Annotated in this window: 19 protein-coding genes and 4 tRNA genes; 6 read left to right on the top strand and 17 right to left on the bottom strand. The window is 40.0% G+C overall.

Going from position 1 to position 17,390, the window contains the following annotated elements; all coding sequences use genetic code 11:
- Nucleotides 1–35: 35 nt before the first annotated feature.
- Entirely contained in the window at nucleotides 36–590 is a 555-nt protein-coding gene (locus I2F31_RS01060) for a flavodoxin family protein (protein ID WP_195769043.1), read from the top strand.
- A 49-nt stretch (nucleotides 591–639) separates the two neighbouring features.
- On the opposite strand, the gene I2F31_RS01065 is transcribed toward I2F31_RS01060, so the two are convergent.
- From I2F31_RS01065 to rpoD, 6 genes are all read right to left on the bottom strand, one after another.
- Complete coding sequence (locus I2F31_RS01065) at nucleotides 640–2,031, bottom strand: APC family permease (RefSeq protein ID WP_323127542.1); 1,392 nt, start codon at nucleotides 2,029–2,031, stop codon at nucleotides 640–642.
- A gap of 227 nt (nucleotides 2,032–2,258) precedes the next feature.
- Entirely contained in the window at nucleotides 2,259–3,440 is a 1,182-nt protein-coding gene (locus tag I2F31_RS01070; RefSeq protein ID WP_195769041.1) for an iron-containing alcohol dehydrogenase, read from the bottom strand.
- Nucleotides 3,441–3,444: 4 nt separating this feature from the next.
- Nucleotides 3,445–3,972, bottom strand: coding sequence for a hypothetical protein (locus I2F31_RS01075; protein WP_195769040.1), 528 nt, complete (start codon nucleotides 3,970–3,972; stop codon nucleotides 3,445–3,447).
- Between the two features lie 18 nt (nucleotides 3,973–3,990).
- The gene (lipB, locus tag I2F31_RS01080; RefSeq protein ID WP_323127543.1) at nucleotides 3,991–4,653 is read right to left on the bottom strand and encodes a lipoyl(octanoyl) transferase LipB; all 663 of its coding nucleotides are present in this window, start codon (nucleotides 4,651–4,653) and stop codon (nucleotides 3,991–3,993) included.
- Nucleotides 4,654–4,695: 42 nt separating this feature from the next.
- The gene (locus tag I2F31_RS01085; protein ID WP_195769038.1) at nucleotides 4,696–4,983 is read right to left on the bottom strand and encodes a YbeD family protein; all 288 of its coding nucleotides are present in this window, start codon (nucleotides 4,981–4,983) and stop codon (nucleotides 4,696–4,698) included.
- Between the two features lie 77 nt (nucleotides 4,984–5,060).
- Nucleotides 5,061–6,962 (bottom strand): RNA polymerase sigma factor RpoD, encoded by a 1,902-nt coding sequence (gene rpoD, locus I2F31_RS01090; RefSeq protein WP_195769037.1) that lies wholly within the window; start codon nucleotides 6,960–6,962, stop codon nucleotides 5,061–5,063.
- 399 nt (nucleotides 6,963–7,361) lie between these two features.
- On the opposite strand from rpoD, the gene I2F31_RS01095 reads away from it, so the two are divergent.
- The gene (locus I2F31_RS01095) at nucleotides 7,362–7,559 is read left to right on the top strand and encodes a PA3496 family putative envelope integrity protein (protein ID WP_195769036.1); all 198 of its coding nucleotides are present in this window, start codon (nucleotides 7,362–7,364) and stop codon (nucleotides 7,557–7,559) included.
- A 59-nt stretch (nucleotides 7,560–7,618) separates the two neighbouring features.
- Nucleotides 7,619–8,137, top strand: coding sequence for a YecA/YgfB family protein (locus tag I2F31_RS01100; protein ID WP_195769035.1), 519 nt, complete (start codon nucleotides 7,619–7,621; stop codon nucleotides 8,135–8,137).
- Between the two features lie 207 nt (nucleotides 8,138–8,344).
- Here the strand turns inward: I2F31_RS01100 and trhO are convergent, their stop codons facing one another.
- On the bottom strand, nucleotides 8,345–9,277 hold the full coding sequence (gene trhO / locus I2F31_RS01105) for an oxygen-dependent tRNA uridine(34) hydroxylase TrhO (protein ID WP_195769034.1): 933 nt from the start codon (nucleotides 9,275–9,277) through the stop codon (nucleotides 8,345–8,347).
- Nucleotides 9,278–9,395: 118 nt separating this feature from the next.
- On the opposite strand from trhO, the gene I2F31_RS01110 reads away from it, so the two are divergent.
- The gene (locus I2F31_RS01110; protein WP_195769033.1) at nucleotides 9,396–9,878 is read left to right on the top strand and encodes a DUF1289 domain-containing protein; all 483 of its coding nucleotides are present in this window, start codon (nucleotides 9,396–9,398) and stop codon (nucleotides 9,876–9,878) included.
- A gap of 1 nt (nucleotide 9,879) precedes the next feature.
- Here I2F31_RS01110 and pth read toward each other — a convergent pair whose 3' ends face one another.
- The 10 genes from pth to I2F31_RS01160 all read right to left on the bottom strand — a co-directional run bounded on the left by pth (nucleotide 9,880) and on the right by I2F31_RS01160 (nucleotide 15,384).
- Nucleotides 9,880–10,458, bottom strand: coding sequence for an aminoacyl-tRNA hydrolase (pth, locus tag I2F31_RS01115; RefSeq protein ID WP_195769032.1), 579 nt, complete (start codon nucleotides 10,456–10,458; stop codon nucleotides 9,880–9,882).
- A gap of 20 nt (nucleotides 10,459–10,478) precedes the next feature.
- Nucleotides 10,479–10,775, bottom strand: coding sequence for a 50S ribosomal protein L25 (gene rplY / locus I2F31_RS01120; RefSeq protein WP_195769031.1), 297 nt, complete (start codon nucleotides 10,773–10,775; stop codon nucleotides 10,479–10,481).
- Nucleotides 10,776–10,874: 99 nt separating this feature from the next.
- A complete protein-coding gene (locus I2F31_RS01125) occupies nucleotides 10,875–11,828 on the bottom strand; it encodes a ribose-phosphate pyrophosphokinase (protein WP_195773304.1) in 954 nt (317 codons plus the stop codon).
- 36 nt (nucleotides 11,829–11,864) lie between these two features.
- Nucleotides 11,865–11,939 (bottom strand) — tRNA-Gln (locus I2F31_RS01130).
- Nucleotides 11,940–12,031: 92 nt separating this feature from the next.
- A tRNA-Gln gene (locus I2F31_RS01135) sits at nucleotides 12,032–12,106 on the bottom strand.
- A gap of 20 nt (nucleotides 12,107–12,126) precedes the next feature.
- Nucleotides 12,127–12,201: transfer RNA gene (locus I2F31_RS01140), tRNA-Gln, on the bottom strand.
- 25 nt (nucleotides 12,202–12,226) lie between these two features.
- A tRNA-Gln gene (locus tag I2F31_RS01145) sits at nucleotides 12,227–12,301 on the bottom strand.
- Complete coding sequence (ispE, locus tag I2F31_RS01150; protein ID WP_195773305.1) at nucleotides 12,300–13,133, bottom strand: 4-(cytidine 5'-diphospho)-2-C-methyl-D-erythritol kinase; 834 nt, start codon at nucleotides 13,131–13,133, stop codon at nucleotides 12,300–12,302. The genes I2F31_RS01145 and ispE overlap by 2 nt, the downstream gene beginning before the upstream one ends.
- Nucleotides 13,134–13,135: 2 nt before the next feature.
- Nucleotides 13,136–13,738 (bottom strand): lipoprotein insertase outer membrane protein LolB, encoded by a 603-nt coding sequence (gene lolB, locus I2F31_RS01155; RefSeq protein ID WP_195768142.1) that lies wholly within the window; start codon nucleotides 13,736–13,738, stop codon nucleotides 13,136–13,138.
- Nucleotides 13,739–13,749: 11 nt separating this feature from the next.
- Complete coding sequence (locus I2F31_RS01160) at nucleotides 13,750–15,384, bottom strand: tetratricopeptide repeat protein (RefSeq protein WP_228285058.1); 1,635 nt, start codon at nucleotides 15,382–15,384, stop codon at nucleotides 13,750–13,752.
- A 158-nt stretch (nucleotides 15,385–15,542) separates the two neighbouring features.
- On the opposite strand from I2F31_RS01160, the gene hemA reads away from it, so the two are divergent.
- Both hemA and I2F31_RS01170 read left to right on the top strand, forming a co-directional pair.
- Entirely contained in the window at nucleotides 15,543–16,832 is a 1,290-nt protein-coding gene (gene hemA / locus I2F31_RS01165) for a glutamyl-tRNA reductase (RefSeq protein ID WP_195768140.1), read from the top strand.
- A 263-nt stretch (nucleotides 16,833–17,095) separates the two neighbouring features.
- Nucleotides 17,096–17,377, top strand: a complete 282-nt coding sequence (locus I2F31_RS01170) for a hypothetical protein (RefSeq protein ID WP_195768139.1) — start codon at nucleotides 17,096–17,098, stop codon at nucleotides 17,375–17,377.
- Nucleotides 17,378–17,390 lie beyond the last annotated feature (13 nt).

Here is a 17,390-nt window from a genome sequence, read left to right on the forward strand (position 1 = left end):
ATTATTAGTATGACATAAAATATAGAGATTAAGTGATGACTAAAATTGCTGTTGTATATTTTTCAGGATATGGGCATACAAAAGTTATAGCAGAAACATTTGCTCAATCATCAGATGCGGTATTGGTTGAAATTAATCAAGAGGGAGAAATTAGTCAAGAGCACTGGAGTGTTCTAGACCAAGCCAATGCTATCGTTTTTGGTGCACCAACATATATGGGTGCGGCGCCTTGGCAGTTCAAAAAATTTGCAGATGCATCGTCTAAAGTTTGGTTTGTACGTGGATGGCAAGATAAAGTTTTTGCTGGCTTTACCAATAGTGCAAGTTTAAATGGTGACAAACAAAATACCCTCCTTCAGTTTCAAACACTAGCATCACAGCACGGTGGAATCTGGGTGAGTTTAGGATTACCACCTGCAAATACAAAAAATTCAACACGTGAAGATATTAATAATCTAGGTGGTTCTATTGGGTTACTTGTACAAACGCCATCAGATGCAAATACTAGTGAGATCCCGCAAGGAGACCTAGATACGACGAAAGTATTTGCTAAAAGAGTAAAAGAGATTACTCAGAAGATCGTTGGATAAAGAGTAAATCAGTAAAAAAACCAGCGATAAATCGCTGGTTTTTTTTTGTTTAGTCGTTTTTGTATTGCGGTGGTGGAATTTTGAAGCCTTTGGTTTTATAACCTAAGAATAGAACACCAGCACTAGCCCATACGATTCCCCATTTTAAGGCAACATGGTCGATTTGCAACCACAATGCACCTACGGCAATAAAGCCAAGCATAGGAATCACAACAAAATTGAAAACATCTTTTGGTGTTTTTGTACGGCCTTCACGTAATGCATATTGTGAAATCACAGATAGGTTGACAAAACTAAAGGCTGTGAGTGCACCAAAGCTAATGAGTGATACTACATGATCTAAGTCAGTGAAACCTGCTGAAAGTGCAATAATACCGACTAAGATAATATTAAACCTAGGTACAGCATTTTTTTCACTAATATGGCCAAAGTATTTTTTATTAAATACGCCGTCACGACCCATCACGTACATTAGGCGAGATACCCCTGCATGTGCAGAAATACCAGAGGCCATCACTGTAATAATTGCAAAGCCGAGCACAATAGATTTAAACAGCTCACCACCGACAATTTTTAAGATATCTGGTTGTGTTGCATTCACATCAGAAAAATACTTGCTTGGGTTTCCAGGGAAATAGAGTTGCATGAAGTAAGTGGCAACAATAAAGATGATCCCAGAAATTAGTGCTGTTAAAAAGATTGCACGTGGTAATACTTTGTCTGTGTCTTTGGTTTCTTCTGCCAAAGAGCTGAGTGCATCAAAACCTGTAAATGAGAAACATAAAATGGTTGCACCAGTAATGAGTGCTCCAACTTTGACTTCATCACTAAACAATGGCTTGGTTGACCACAACGTTGCATCGTGAGTTTGGCTCATGCCTAACGCGTTAAGTGCTGTATCACCAATAGATAAGTGTTTGATAATTAAAATCGTAAATACGGTAATAACAATCAGTTGGAAAAATACAATTAACCCATTAAAGTTTGCAACAAATTTAATGCCTTTTAGGTTCACCCAAGTCATAAAGCCTGTGAGACCAATCACCCAAACCCAATGGTTCACACTTGGGAACATATCGGTTAGGTAGATGACAGCCAATAAAATATTGACCATAGGGCTTAAAATATAGTCTAGCAATGATGACCAACCGACCATAAAGCCAGCATTGGGGTGGATTGAGCGTTGCACGTAAGTATATGCAGAACCTGATGACGGATAGCGTCTAATCATGTTGCCATAACTTAAAGCGGTAAAGAGTACTGCCAAAAGTGCAAAGAAGTAAGATGTAGGCACATGCTGAAAACTTGCTTCAGACACCATACCAAAGGTGTCAAACAAGGTCATGGGTTGGATGTATGCTAACCCAATAATAATAATATGCCCAAGCAGAAGAGTTTTTTGCAGTGACGCTGCCGGTTGAGTCCCAGATGTATTAGTCAACGGCGGTATCCTCATAGTGTGATCAAATAACAGACCAGTTCAATATTTTAAGGATCGTGTAGGACGAACGATCCCCCCTTTTAATTTAAGCGGGCAATTTTATAGCAACTTGTTTACTTATGTAAGGAAAAACGCCTGTTGTTAACAATTTTATGAATCTGCGTGATGCCATAGCGCATAAAAAAGCCCGATCATTAATATATCAGGCTTTAGTCATTTTAAAATCTTTACCACGCTTTTTCTAAAATATTTTTTAGATCTTGTCGGCTTGATTCTTTCGGGTTGTAAATAATAGAACCATCATTAATGGCTTTTTCTACAATTTCATCGAATTGTGACTCTGACACTTGGCGTGTTTCTCTGAGTGTACGTGGCAAGTGGGTCAGTTCAAACAGCTGATCTCGTAAATCTAACAGAGTACGAATGGTTTTTTCTGCACGTTGTTCAGGAGGGGTGAGTGCATAGGTTTCAGCACCTGCAATATGCAAGAGTAACTCTGCCACTTTGTTATGGTTGACTGACAGGTTGTATTCTAAAACATAAGGTAAAAAGAGGTTCATGCAAATACCATGCGGTAATTTTGCAACTGCACCAAGAGCATGACCAAGTGAGTGTACCAATCCAACCATAGAGTTAGAAAAAGCAATGCCAGCCATGGTAGACGCTTGGGCAATTTCCAATCTTTTTTGTGGGTCTAATGGCGACTCTAAAACACCAATTAAATTTTGGGTGATTTTTTGCATGGCCGCCGTGGCATAGGCATCACTGATTGGATTTGCTCCCAAACCTGTATAGGCTTCAATGGCATGTGTCAGTGCATCCATGGCGGTCATAGCAGTAATATTGGTTGGTAAAGTAAAGGTCATGCGAGGGTCTAAAACTGCTGCATTTGGCAGTAGATAATGCGATGCAAAAGCCACTTTTGTTTGGCTTTTATGGTCTGAAATCACTGCGACCATCGTCGCTTCTGAGCCAGTACCTGAAGTGGTTGGAATCACAAATAAGGGTTTGAGTGGTTTTTTGAGATGGTGTGCACCTGCATATTGTAATAAATCATCACCACCTTCACTGACTAAAATATTCACCGCTTTGGCGGTGTCTATGACTGAGCCTCCACCAACAGCTAAAATGGCATCACATTGGTTGTTGCGATACAGTTGAGCGGCTTGTTTGACCGTATCTAGGCTAGAGTCAGGCGGTACATTGTCAAAAATAGCTGTAATTTCGGTGTTGGCAACACTAAACACACTTTCGATGGGTTGTAGTAGTTTGTTGTGACGTACGCCTTGATCTGTAATCACCATTGGGCGTTTTACGCCAAGTACGCTGAGCTCAAACGGAATATTTTCAAGTGCGGCATGGCCTGCAATAATTTTTACAGGGCAGAAAAACTCGTAGTAGGCGTTCATTTAACTAACTCCGCTTTAAAAAGGACTGAGCAATTTTGAGGTAGATTTTACTGGCATGATTTACTTTTTCTTTTAATACCAAATGAGTTGGATATTCCTTTACTGCCAAACTTGCCACAGCTTTAGGCAAAATAATGGCTTCCATTTTATTTAAGCATCTGACTAAACGTACCGCATATGAAAGGTCACCATCTGCAATCATACGGTCATTGGCAAATGCTTGAGCTGTACTTTCTTGAAACGACAGTACCATATAAGCATAGCTTAAATGTTTGAAAGTAATGGTTAAGTCAGGCTTTTGTTCAACTTTAGAGAGGAGTTTAAGGCGATGGTTGTCTTGAATTTGAATGGTAAACGAAGGGCCTTGTGAAAACACATTCATTGTGAATATAAAACCAATAGGTAAAGTCGAAAATTCACTTCGAATTTCTGTATCCACTTCATTTGCAGTGACTAAACCACGCCCAACGATTTGCATCATTGTTTTGACATATGCAGTTTGCATAGTGGGTTTTAGATGATGTAGAGGCATCGCAATATTTCACCTTCGTTATTGAAACACAACATCAATATGTCTATAAAGCTGTGCATTGTGCATGTACTGTACAAGCTCATGTTGCACAGTTTGAATGTTTGTTGGTGTTGTACTGAGTTGATTCATCTTGGTCATGTGTAAATTGGCATATCCACAAGGGTTTATGCTTTCAAAGCCATCAAAATCACAATCAATATTTAAGGCAAAGCCGTGATAACTACGCCCACGTCTAATTTTGAAGCCTAAAGAGCCAATTTTTTGCTGTTCAACATAAACACCAGGTGCATCTGGCTTTGCGTACGCAGTAATTTGATGTGGTTTGAGTAGATCAATCATCAGTTGTTCTGTAAAACTGACCAATGTTCTGACATTCCAAGCTAAGCGATTTAAGTCAAAAAGTAAATAACCCACCAACTGACCTGGCCCATGCCAAGTCACTTGACCACCACGATCACTTTGTACAACGGGTATGCCACGATCTATTAAAATATGCTCAGGCTTTCCTGCTTGCCCTTGTGTAAGCACAGCATGATGTTGGAGTAACCAAATCTCATCGGCCATGGTGTCATCACGCTCATGGGTGAATTTCTTCATGGCTTCAAACATCACACGATAATCTTGTAATGTTTGAAAGCAACGAATAATTAAGGTGGGTTTATGTTCAGAGCTAGACATCATCTCAGGCCGTAGTGTAGAGAAGTTGACGAAAAGAGTACGTGCTTATAGTGCTGTTTTAATTAAAGGGCAAGCGGCTAGATCTGCATAGAGTGCATGGACTTGCTCTAGTTCATCAAAACGAAGCTGTGCTGTAATCGAGTGGTATTTCCCTGTGCGTGAAGGCTGAATGGCTAATGTTTGCTCATCAAATTCAGGAAAGTGTTTGACAAGAATATCAACCACTGCGGTTTTGAGTGGCTGGCCTGCTTCACCAATCAGTTTAATGGGGTAGTCCATCGGAAAGACCCAAAGGTCTTCACGTAATTCTCTTGAAGGCGTGCGATCTAACATATTGACCTCTTTTAGTAATGAACGCCTGCAAGAAGCAGGCGTTTTAAATGTAGATTATGGGAGACTTGGTGTGTAGATTAGTCGTTTTCTAAGAACGAACGTAAATGCTCTGAGCGAGAAGGGTGGCGTAACTTACGTAACGCTTTGGCTTCAATCTGACGAATACGTTCACGTGTGACATCAAATTGTTTGCCCACTTCTTCTAATGTATGGTCAGTTGGCATATCAATACCAAAGCGCATTTTCAGTACTTTTGCTTCACGTTCTGTAAGGTTCTCTAGTACATCGCGTGTTGCTTCTTTTAGTCCTTCAGAAGTTGCTGCATCTACAGGCGAAGTAATGTTTGAGTCCTCAATGAAATCACCTAGGTGAGAATCTTCATCATCACCAATTGGTGTTTCCATTGAAATTGGCTCTTTGGCAATTTTAAGTACCTTACGAACCTTCACTTCATCCATTTCTAAGCGTTCACCGAGTTCTTCAGGTGTTGGCTCACGGCCCATTTCTTGCAGTAACTGACGTGATACACGATTAATTTTGTTAATCGTTTCAATCATATGTACCGGAATACGAATAGTACGTGCTTGGTCGGCAATTGAACGAGTAATGGCCTGACGGATCCACCATGTTGCATAGGTCGAGAATTTATAACCACGGCGGTATTCAAACTTGTCTACCGCTTTCATCAGGCCAATGTTACCTTCTTGAATGAGGTCAAGGAATTGCAAACCACGGTTGGTATATTTTTTCGCAATAGAAATCACCAAACGTAAGTTGGCTTCTACCATTTCCTTTTTCGCACGACGGGCTTTTGCTTCGCCCACGGCCATACGCTTAGAAATATCTTTAATTTCTACTACACGTAAGCCAAGCTCAGTTTCAATGTCTGCAATTTTTTGTTGGAATGCTAAAACGTCAGGGCGTACTTTTTCAAGGTGTCCCTTGGTTTCTGCGGGCGTTTTCTCAAGCTGTTGATCTATCCATGCTGGGTTAGATTCTTGACCTGGGAACGTCGTTCTAAACAAGTTACGATCCATACGGCCACGGCGTAGGGCATAACGCATAATTTCACGTTCAGATTGACGAATTTGCTCATGTGTACCACGGATCATATTTGAAATCAGATCAAACAGTCGAGGCGTAAACTTAAACATCATAAATACAGTGGCAAGATGTTGCAGTGCAGCATCTATCTCACTTGAATTACGACCATGTTTCTTAATGGTTGCTTTAGTCACTTCCCATGCTTGAGATAGCTCATCAAAACGTACTTTGGCAATTTCAGGATCAGGTCCTGATTCACCTTCAGAGTCATCAGCATCGCTTGATTCATCTTCATCTTCGTCATCGTCATCAAGTTTAACGTCTTTTGTTTTCTTATCACTTGATTTTGAGCTACTGGTTTCTTCGTCATCTAAAGATGAATCATCTTCAATCACTTCAGGAATGTCTTCATCTGTTTCAGGGTCTAGGTAACCTGATAGAATATCGGCTAAACGGCGTTCGCCTTGGTTGTATTCTTCATATTCTTTCAATACAACTTCAACAGCATTGGGCCAGTATGCGATAGAATGTAAAACGTCACGAATACCTTCTTCAATACGTTTTGCAATGCTAATTTCGCCTTCACGTGTTAATAGCTCAACCGTACCCATCTCACGCATATACATACGTACAGGGTCAGTCGTACGACCAGGTTCACTTTCTACAGAGGCAAGTACAGCTGCAGCTTCTTCTTCAGCAACTTCATCGCCTGAGTCATTTGACTCACCAAATACGGTGTCGTCATTTTCTGGTGCACGTTCGTGTACAGGGATACCAACATCATTCAGCATCTGAATAATGTCTTCAATTTGTTCGCTTTCAGTAATTGAATCTGGTAGGTGATCATTAACTTCAGCGTAAGTTAAATAGCCTTGTTCTTTTCCTCGGCTAATCAGAGCCGCTACTTGAGAAGTAGGAGAATTGATATTGCTCATCTTATGCTTACCCTTTAGTTAGATCAGTGGCAGTAAAACCATATATAATATCATGCTTTGTCATATTGTTTTGAAGATTTTCCTATTTACTGCATCTAGGCGTTCAACTGATATCGCATGCTCGTGTATTGTCACTTTTATAATCATGGGGGCATGTATTTTATTTTCAAGTAAAAATAGCTTCATATCTAAGCTTTAATATTGCAATACAATAATATTGATCCAAGGTCTTGCTATATGCTTGAAATGGTATTGATATTGTTTATTGTGTATCCAAGTGAGTCGTAAACTTGGGTTTTATGATTGGAAAAACAAATCCAAAAACATAAGCCTTGACAAAATATTTTAATAAAGATATACACCGCCTAAAGAGATCAATTTTTATTGAGGTGTAGTTGAGTGTCTTCTACAGATTTTGAATTAGATGATAATTATGATGATGATTCAAGTTTTGATGATTCATCGAGTAAAGTGACTGCAAAAGAGTCATTAGAAAAACGTCGTTTAATTGATGAGCTATTGGCACAACGCCGTTTAGAGCGTGAGCTTAAAGAGTTCGATTATGATTTTGACGACGATGATTTTGATGATGAATAACAGTTGTATGGTCGTTCTATATTAAATAACTTGTTAAGCATTATCATAGAGGAAATACAATGAGCTTAGATTTAGACTTGCTTGCCGAATATTTAGATGGTGAGACCAATGAACACGGGCTAGATTTCGCAGCAACACATGGCTTTTTGAGTGCGATTGCTGTTGGTCCAAGTTTTGACCGTTGGTTGGCTGAATTATTTGATGGTAAACAAAATACAGTGCCTAAAGAAGTCGTTACCCAAGTAAAATTGTGGTTAGATGATATTCGCCAAGATTTAGCCAATGAAGATGGCATAAGTTTCCCATTTGAAGTGGAAGAGGCTGATACTGAGTCAAGTCTAGGTGATTGGGCTGTTGGTTTTGTAGATGCTATGTTTTTGAATGAAGAGGCATGGTTTGCTCCTGAGTTTGAAGAGCAGTTGGTCGATCTCACTTTACCAATTATGGTGTTTAGTGGTATTGATGATGAAGATCCACAAATGGAGTCATTCCGTCGTAATGGGCAGTTAATGGATGAGCTGGCGGAGGAAATTCCAGATAATTTAAATGAACTTTATTTAATGTATCACACGCCATAAGTATTTTAAAAACACCTTTTTAAGGTGTTTTTTTATGCGATTAACAAAGCACATTATTTAAAAATTTGGGTGAAATCATGTTGGTAAGCTTATGCTATACAGGTGCATATTTTGAGTATTAAAGCTTATTGCAAGGTTTAAGAGATATTTTAACTCAAATAACAAAGGCAGGCATTTAAGTGCCTGCCTTTGTTTTAAATCACTATCTTATAGACGTTTACGTTTTGCTGCGACAATTTGTGACTGACGCATACGAAAACCTTCTTTTTGTTTTTCAGAAGTTTTGTCAATACAATATACACATGAAACACCATGTTCATAACTTGGTAGAGTTGCTTCGGTTTCATTGAGTGGCCAGCCACATGCATGACATTTAATGTTAGAACCTTCTTCCATGCCGTGTTTCACCGTAGTGCGGCCATCAAACACAAAACATTCACCTTCCCAAAGACTCTCTTCGGCAGGTGTTTCTTCTAGGTATTTTAGTACGCCACCTTTGAGGTGATATACTTCTTCAAAACCTTCTTGTAAGAGCAAAGAGGTTGATTTTTCACAGCGAATACCACCAGTACAGAACATCGCAATTTTTTTGTTTTTGTGTTCAGCCAATTGGGTTTTTACATATTCGGGGAACTCACGGAAACTTTCCGTTTGTGGGTCAACGGCATTTTTAAATGTACCCGCTTTATATTCATAATCATTACGCGTATCAATCAAAATGACATCATCTTGTGCAATCAGTTCATTCCACTCTTTTGGATTAAGATAATGCCCAACAAGGTTACGCGGTTTAACCTCTACACCTAAAGTCACGATTTCTTTTTTAAGTTTAATTTTCATCTTTCTAAAAGGCTTGTCTTGACTGAAAGATTCTTTATACTCCATGTCATTAAAGCCCTCGCTCAGCAGGAATTGCTGTAAGCGATCAATTGCATTTTGGTCACCTGCTACAGTACCATTAATGCCCTCGTCGGCAACAATGAGAGTTCCACACAAGTTCATTGTTTTCACCAAATCTAGAAGACGTTGCTGTAAATCAGCAGCATTGTTTACTTCTTTAAATTGATATAGTGCGGCAACAATCCAACTTGTGCTCGCTTGCTGTTCTACAGGTGCAAGCTGTTCTACAGTAGCGTTCATGGAGACTCCAATTGTGAAAATCTTGAAAAAATTGAGTGCGTATTTTAGCGTGAAATAAGTAAATAAGCGAGAAAACCATAAAAAAATTATGGTTTTTATAAACGGTCTGGAGAAAGTTTTGAGTAAAGATCATCAGTTAAAAGCATTAACCCCATGTGCGGGGCGTTGCTCAACAGTATTTGGTGATCAGGTTTGTCGTGGTTGTAGGCGTTTTAACCATGAAGTGATACGTTGGAATAATTATACGCCTGAGCAACAGTTGGCTGTATGGAAGCGTTTAGACGAGCAACTTGATCGTATTTTAGTACCCATGCTAGTACACGCCAATGTATTACAAGTTGAACAGTTTTTAGATCGAAAAAAAGTACGATTACTGCCAAATGCGACTTGGGGACGTAAGCTGTACCATGCTTTAAAGCTATGTGAAAAAAATAATAGATTGGCTGATGAAAGTGGCTTAGGCCTTAAATCATTGGTTGTACGTGAAACATGGGATACTTTTGAGGCGAGGGTATTACAACTTGCTGAAGCGAGCTATGAGTTTGCGTGGGTTAGAGCAAATAGCTTTGGTAAAAACTTAATAGAAATGGTTGAGGAATAAACTAAGGCTTATATGCATTAATGCCATTCATGGCTTTTTGAATGTCACCTTGTATGAGTGGGCGAGTATATGATAAGGCATGATGAATGGCATCATCCATTAAATCTTGTTCGCTACGTGGTGCTTTAGTCAGCACATGACCTGCAACACGCTCTTTACTCCCAGGATGTCCAATACCGATGCGTAGGCGATGAAAATTAGCACCAATATGCGGCACAATGTCTCTTAAACCGTTATGACCACCATGCCCACCACCTGTTTTTAGGCGAATGATACCGGGGTTCATGTCTAGTTCATCATGTGCAATAAGTATAGATTCAGGAGGGATTTGATAAAACTTACTGAAAGGCACAACACTTTGACCAGATTTGTTCATAAATGTTGTTGGTAGCAGTAATCTGACATCGTGGCCTTCAATTTGCCCACGACCAGATAATGCAAAGAATTTTGCATCATTTTTTAAGCTAATGTTGTATTGTTCAGCAAGGCGCTCAACAAACCAAAAGCCTGCATTATGTCTAGTTTGGGCATACTGGCTACCAGGGTTGCCCAAACCGACAATAAGCGAAATATGATTCACAAGTGAATACTTATCTTTGCTTAAGCACGTTTAAAGTCAGCGTGCATAGGTGTTTCTTTTGATGGGTGACGCTGTAAAGCTTGGATTTTAACGCTTTCAGTTTTGTCACCAATTTGAATTTCGATGACTTCAGTAAAGAACGCATCTTCTTGAAGAAAACGTACTAATTGACGAAGTTCTAAAGTAACAGTTACAGGAGCAGCATCGCCACCGTAGATGATTGCTGGAACTTGTGCAGCATGACGAAGGCGGCGGCTCGAACCTTTCCCTTGTTGGTCATTTGTGCGTTCTTGAGCATTTAATACAAAGTTTGACATGAGATGTCCTCATTGAGTGAGTTGAGTGCTAGATTTGCGACCAATCTAGCGATAAAAAAGACCCTAATATACATTAAGGTCTTTATTTTTGATAAATACTTATAAGTAGCTATCGAACATAGCACTGATAGATTCTTCGTTATTAATACGACGAATCGTTTCAGCAACCATGCTTGAAACAGAAACTTGGCGAATTTTACCAAGCTCTAGTGCTTCTTGTGATAATGGAATGGTGTCTGTAACAACCAACTCATCAATCACAGAATTACGTAAATTTTCAATGGCTTTGCCAGATAAAACAGGGTGTGTTGCATAAGCAACAACATGGCGTGCACCAAACTGCTTAAGAGCATCTGCTGCTTTACATAGCGTACCTGCGGTATCGACCATATCATCGACAATCACACAATCACGATCTTTTACATCACCAATCAAATGCATGACTTGAGATACATTGGCTTTTTGACGACGTTTATCAATGATTGCAAGATCAATGTCACCAAGCAACTTCGCGACAGCACGTGCACGAACAACACCACCAACATCTGGTGATACAACCATGAGGTTGTCATGTTGTTGTTGACGCAAGTCTGCAAGTAGTGCAGGGGTACCGTAGATGTTGTCTACAGGAATATCGAAGAAGCCTTGAATCTGGTCCGCATGTAAGTCAATCATGACTACACGGTCAATTCCTACAGTGGTGAGCATATCTGCAACAACTTTTGCAGTAATAGGCACACGTGCTGAGCGAGGACGACGATCTTGGCGAGCATATCCGAAGTATGGAATAACTGCAGTAATACGTCCTGCACTTGCTCGGCGTAGGGCATCTGCCATCACCAAGATTTCCATAAGATTATCATTGGTCGGTGCGCATGTTGGCTGAACAATGAATACATCTTTACCACGAACATTTTCAGTGATTTCGACAGCGATTTCACCATCTGAAAATTGGGTAACGGAAGCTGAGCCTAGAGGAACATGTAAATGGCTTACAACTTTTTGAGCGAATTGTGGATGTGCATTTCCACTAAAAACGACAAGATTGGGCATGAAGCAGCCTTGGCGGTTGGCAGGATGATAAGAATTTGGCAGGGGTAGCTGGATTCGAACCAACGGATGGCGAGATCAAAACCCGCTGCCTTACCACTTGGCTATACCCCTAGTATTTGCACAGCACTTTAATGTTTTTTGTGTCTATTGTCAATAAAAGACAATTTTTTGATAAAAAAACATGCTGTATTTGGTTTGTCAAATGGCAGGGGTAGCTGGATTCGAACCAACGGATGGCGAGATCAAAACCCGCTGCCTTACCACTTGGCGATACCCCTACAAAAGTTTGACACATATATGGCAGGGGTAGCTGGATTCGAACCAACGGATGGCGAGATCAAAACCCGCTGCCTTACCACTTGGCGATACCCCTAATATATGTTTTTCAGATGTTTTAATGGCAGGGGTAGCTGGATTCGAACCAACGGATGGCGAGATCAAAACCCGCTGCCTTACCACTTGGCGATACCCCTAATCCTGAAAAATAGCATGTACGGGTGACTGCTCTAAACTATTAACCAAGTAAGATTTACATGGTGAACCGTTTAAAATGTCATGCGTAGACATGTTATTGTTCACTTCAACAAAAACACAAGCACCTGTTCCTGTCAGCTTTGCTTCACCAAATTGGCTTAAATAAAGCAAGGCTTCATTTACTTTTGGGTAAAGTTTCTTTGCCAATGGCTCAAAACAGTTTCCAAAAATAGATGGTCGTTGTTGATAGGCGCAAAATTTAGAGGGCTTAGCGTCTCTTGTCAATGTTTTTTGTGAAAAAAGTAGTTGAGTGCTTATAAAACAGTCAGGTTTTAGCACAATAAATTGCTTTTTAGGCAATTGGATAGGTGTAATCAAGTCTCCAATGCCTTCCGCCCATGCATTTTGGCCATGTATAAATAGCGGAATGTCAGCACCAAGTGTGCTTGCCATATCTGCAAGCTCTTGGTTGCTTTTTCCACAATTCCATAATTTATTCAAGGCGATGAGTGTGGTTGCGGCGTCGGAAGAGCCCCCACCTAAACCTGCACCTATAGGGATATTTTTTTCAAGTTGGATGTGTATACCGCAGGTGTTTTTGGCACTTTCTTTTAGGCAAAGCGCTGCTTTATAGATTAAGTTGTCCGTGGGCTGTATGTCTGAGACACCATCAATTTGGATTTCTGGTGTGTCTATTGGTGTGAACGTGAGCCAGTCATAGAGGTCTATCAGTTGAAAGATGGTTTGTAGCTCGTGGTAGCCATTTTCTCTACGACCTGTAATGTGTAGAAATAGATTGAGTTTGGCGGGTGCTGGTGCTTTGATTTGCATGGTTATCTGTTTTCTATAACAAGTGTAATTCGATTTTCTTGATTGTTTTCAAGTGGCTGTTTTAAAATAATTTTATAAGGTAGTGGCTGCGTGGTGTTGTAGCTAAAATCGACTTGCCATTGGTCTTCATCAAGCTTACTAATACGGTTTTGTGGGTCACGTTGTATTTGTGCTTGAGGTGTTGCTGCTTGACCTTGTATCCATGCCACTAAATGACCAATCGGTGCATTCCAACCTGTGGCTTGCTTGAGTAATTGCTCTGGTGATTCAGATTCTATGGTGCCAGTTTTAGCATTCATGAGTGTCGCGTGATGTGAATTGCCTTGAATATTGGTTTTTCCAATGCCAAGAGCGCCTGCAAGTTCAATGTTGAACGTATCTTGGTCTTGTTGCCATGTAAAAAATGCACTACCTGATTGAGCAGGTGTTTTTATACCAATTTTTCCTTGAATAGAAAATTGGTTGCTTGGCTGAACTGTGTTTTCAGTCGGAGCAGTAATTATAGGTTTTGGCGTGACTTCGGTACGTTGATACTGCTGACAGCCTGTCAGAAAAATGACGACACTAAGTAGTAATGTCTGGGAAGTATTGGTTTGAAGTGACATACGGCTGTACTCTATAGCGATGGTTGCGAACGTAATAGCGTATTAAGTTGCATGACTTCAGCATGTTTAGGGAAGTCTTGCTGTAGTTGTTTGGTGAGCGTAGTAAATTGTTTACTATCACCAGTTAAATAAAGTGCTGTTGCAAGGCGAGCACCTGTTTTGGGATTGTGGTTGGCGAGATAAGCTTTTTCAAGTACTGGAATGGCTGTTTTAAAATCATTTTGTAAAAATGCGATATAGCCATAGGTATCTAAAATAGAGGCTTGGTCTGGTGCTTGATCAAGGGCTTTTTCAACATATGTGCGTGCATCGTTTAATCTGCGGTTTTGTACAGCAAGGGTATAAGCGTATGCATTGAGATATGTTGGGCTATTGGGTTCTAATGTGAGTAAGCGGTTTAAGTCTTGCTCTAAAAGTGCTCGGTCTTGAAAAGGGTCAAGCAGTAAAACTTGTGCGTAAATGAGGTCAGGGTCATCTGGTAAGTTTTGTACGGCCTCATTAAGTAGTTCAATCGCTGCTTGTTTATTATTTTGTTTTTTTAGAATATTGGCTTGTAGCTGGTACAAGAAACTGGCGTGTTGTGGATAGTTGACACGTTCTTGGGTTAAAAAGCGTAATCCTTCTGATAACCGATCTGTTTTATCAAAAATATTCATTAAAGCTCTGCGAGAAACGGTATATAAGCTTCCATCAACACGTCTATAATAGACAATCGCTGTTTCGTAATGCTGTTTACGTTCTGCATTAATTGCAAGATAGTAGTTGGCTTCATTTTGATAGCGGTTAGAGTGGCCAAGTTGAAGTAAATAATGCTCTGCAAGGTCATATTGCTTTAAGTCAATGCTGGTTAGTCCTGCAATGAAAAGTGCTTCATCTGCTTGAGGCCACATTTGAATGATAGATTGTAACTTTTTCAGTGCAGTGTTGGGTTTACCAATTCTCGTGAGGTATTTGACTTCTGCAAGTCTGACTTCGTAATTGTGGCGATGGTACATGCTTGAATGCTGGTACCATGCTTCTGTGGCTTGCTGATTGTCATTGAGTTCAAGTAAGCTTGCTTTGAGCAAAATAAAGCTGGTGATATGTGGCCGTTTTTGCAGTGCATGTTCGACGTCTTTAATGGCTTGAGCAAACTCATTATTTTGTGCTTCTAGGCTGGCAATCAGTACAATAATTGATGGGTTGTGTCTTGCACGACTTTTTCGTAAGGTTTCTAAGAGAGCATTACGGTCAGATGCATTGTCTGGTGAGATCCCTGCGAGTATTTCTGCGAGGTCTGCATCTGAATCGATGCTTAAAATTTTATCGAGTGTATTGGCTGTGAGCTCATATTTGTGTGCTTTAAGCGAGATGTGCGTGAGATAAAACAGTGCCGGCACATCTGATGGGTCTTGTTTTACCCAATGCATGGCAATTGTCAGTGCGGCGTTTAAGTCGTTTTCATCAAGTGCGATGTCTAATGCCCGTTGTTTGGCAATGGTTGAGTCGCTGTGTATTGCTAAATTGGTATAGTTTTGTAGTGCAAGTTTGGTGTCACCGTACTGTAAGGCAAATTCGGCAATCATGCTTTGTTTGAGGGGGAGTGTGTTGTAATGTGTCGTTGTATGATTCTGTGCAGATATTCTCCCTGACGTAAACAAGGCCATGCTACTTACGAATAAGATTGTGTTAGAATAGCGCCGAATCAGTATTCCTGAATGCTTGCGAGAGAGGTATTGCAAGTTGTTATCCAATTTTTCTGATGACCATACATATGATGCACAATAACACATGCATAATTTTTGTTAAATGATGATGTGACTAGATGACGTTTTTTGCCCTTGGTGTCAACCATCATACAGCAACTGTTGAATTACGTGAGCGAATTGCTTTTAATGCAACTCGTTTGTCTGAGCTATTGCTTGTACAATCAAAACAAGATGTATTAAGCGACTTGGTTGTGGTGTCTACCTGTAATCGTACAGAAGTGTATGCCAATGCAGATTCAGCACAGGTTTTGCTTGAATGGTTAGCAAATACCAATGGTGTGGCGGTGTCTGAGCTGTCTAACCATGTGTATTGTCATGAAGATATTCAGGCTGTGTCGCATTTAATGCGAGTGGCCAGTGGCTTGGATTCTTTAATGTTGGGTGAGCCACAAATTTTAGGCCAAGTAAAAAGTGCGTTATCGTTGGCTAAAACTCAAGGAACAGTGTCTTCAAGTTTAAATCGCATTTTTGACTATGCGTTTTATGCAGCCAAGCGTGTTCGTTCTGAAACAGCCGTGGGTAGTCATGCAGTGTCTATGGGCTATGCTGTGGCACAGCTTGCACACCAAGTATTTAGTCACCCTGAAAAGCTAGTGGTGTTAATGATGGCTGCGGGTGAAATGAACAGCTTAGTTGCAAAGCATATGGCAGATATGGGGGTTGCAAAAATTTTGATTTGTAACCGAGGTGTTGAGCGTGCACAACTGTTAGCCGCAGAGTTAGAGTCATCAGTAGATGTAGAGATTATTCCGTTTTCAGATTTAGAAAAAAATTTACACCGTGCAGATGTGATTTCAAGCTGTACAGGAAGTTTGCATCAAGTGATTGAGTTTAATGCAGTAAAAGCTGCTTTAAAACGACGCCGTTACCAGCAAATGTTGTTGGTTGATTTGGCCGTGCCACGAGATATTGACCCTAAAGTCGATGTGTTAGATGGTGTTTATTTATATGGTGTTGATGACTTACAAACAGTCATTGATGAAAATTTAGCACAGCGTCGTCAGGCTGCTGTGGAAGCCGAAGTCATGGTCAATCAGTTGGCGATGCAATTGGTATCGCATCAAAAATTGAGACATGCAGGTGGTGTTATTGGTGCATATCGTGATGCGGGGCATCATATTCAACAAAAAGAATTGGCACTGGCATTACAACAGATTGAATCTGGTGAGGATGTGACAGAGGTAATGCAAAACTTTGCACATCGATTAACCAATAAGTTGATGCACCCTACGTCTATTTTGTTGCGTGAAGCGGTTAAAGAAGATGAGCCTGAATACTTTGAGTGGTTAAAAACACACTTGCAACAAATATTGCGTGATGGTCGTTCAAATAAGCACTCAAATTAGCTTTTAGGCAAAATATAACATTCTTAGAAGTCAATATTTTATTTTGAACTCATTGGTCATTTATTGTTTTGAATATAAGTTTTTGATATTTATTGTTTTGTTGTTTATTTTTAGAATTTTTTAGACTTAATCCTCTTGGCGAAAAACAACATTTGGTTGTAATATCTTTGTAGATGAATTACTCGCCAATAAGCAGGTTACATATGGGTGTAAATGAAACTGCTTAGGGCTACTAAAGTTGCGATTGAGTTGAGGTGATGACAATGAAAAATAAAGAGTTAAGTCAGCTATTACAACAAGTGTCTCATGCACCGTGGGTTCGTCATGGCCGTGCTTATCAGCGTTTGGCTTTGATTAAGCTCAATGAAAAAGCGGGGACATTTAAGCAAAATTTTCCTGAAAATATGAAGATTCACCTTCCATCTATTGGTGTGTTTGATGGTGAGTTCGAAGAGTTACAACAAAAACAAAAAGAGTCTTTGCATGAGAAACGTGTACACGTACAGCAGTTTGTACGTAGTCAATGTAACCGTTTCTTTCACTAAGTTTTAATGATGT

Source organism: Acinetobacter rathckeae (assembly GCF_015627125.1).
GTDB lineage: Bacteria > Pseudomonadota > Gammaproteobacteria > Pseudomonadales > Moraxellaceae > Acinetobacter > Acinetobacter rathckeae.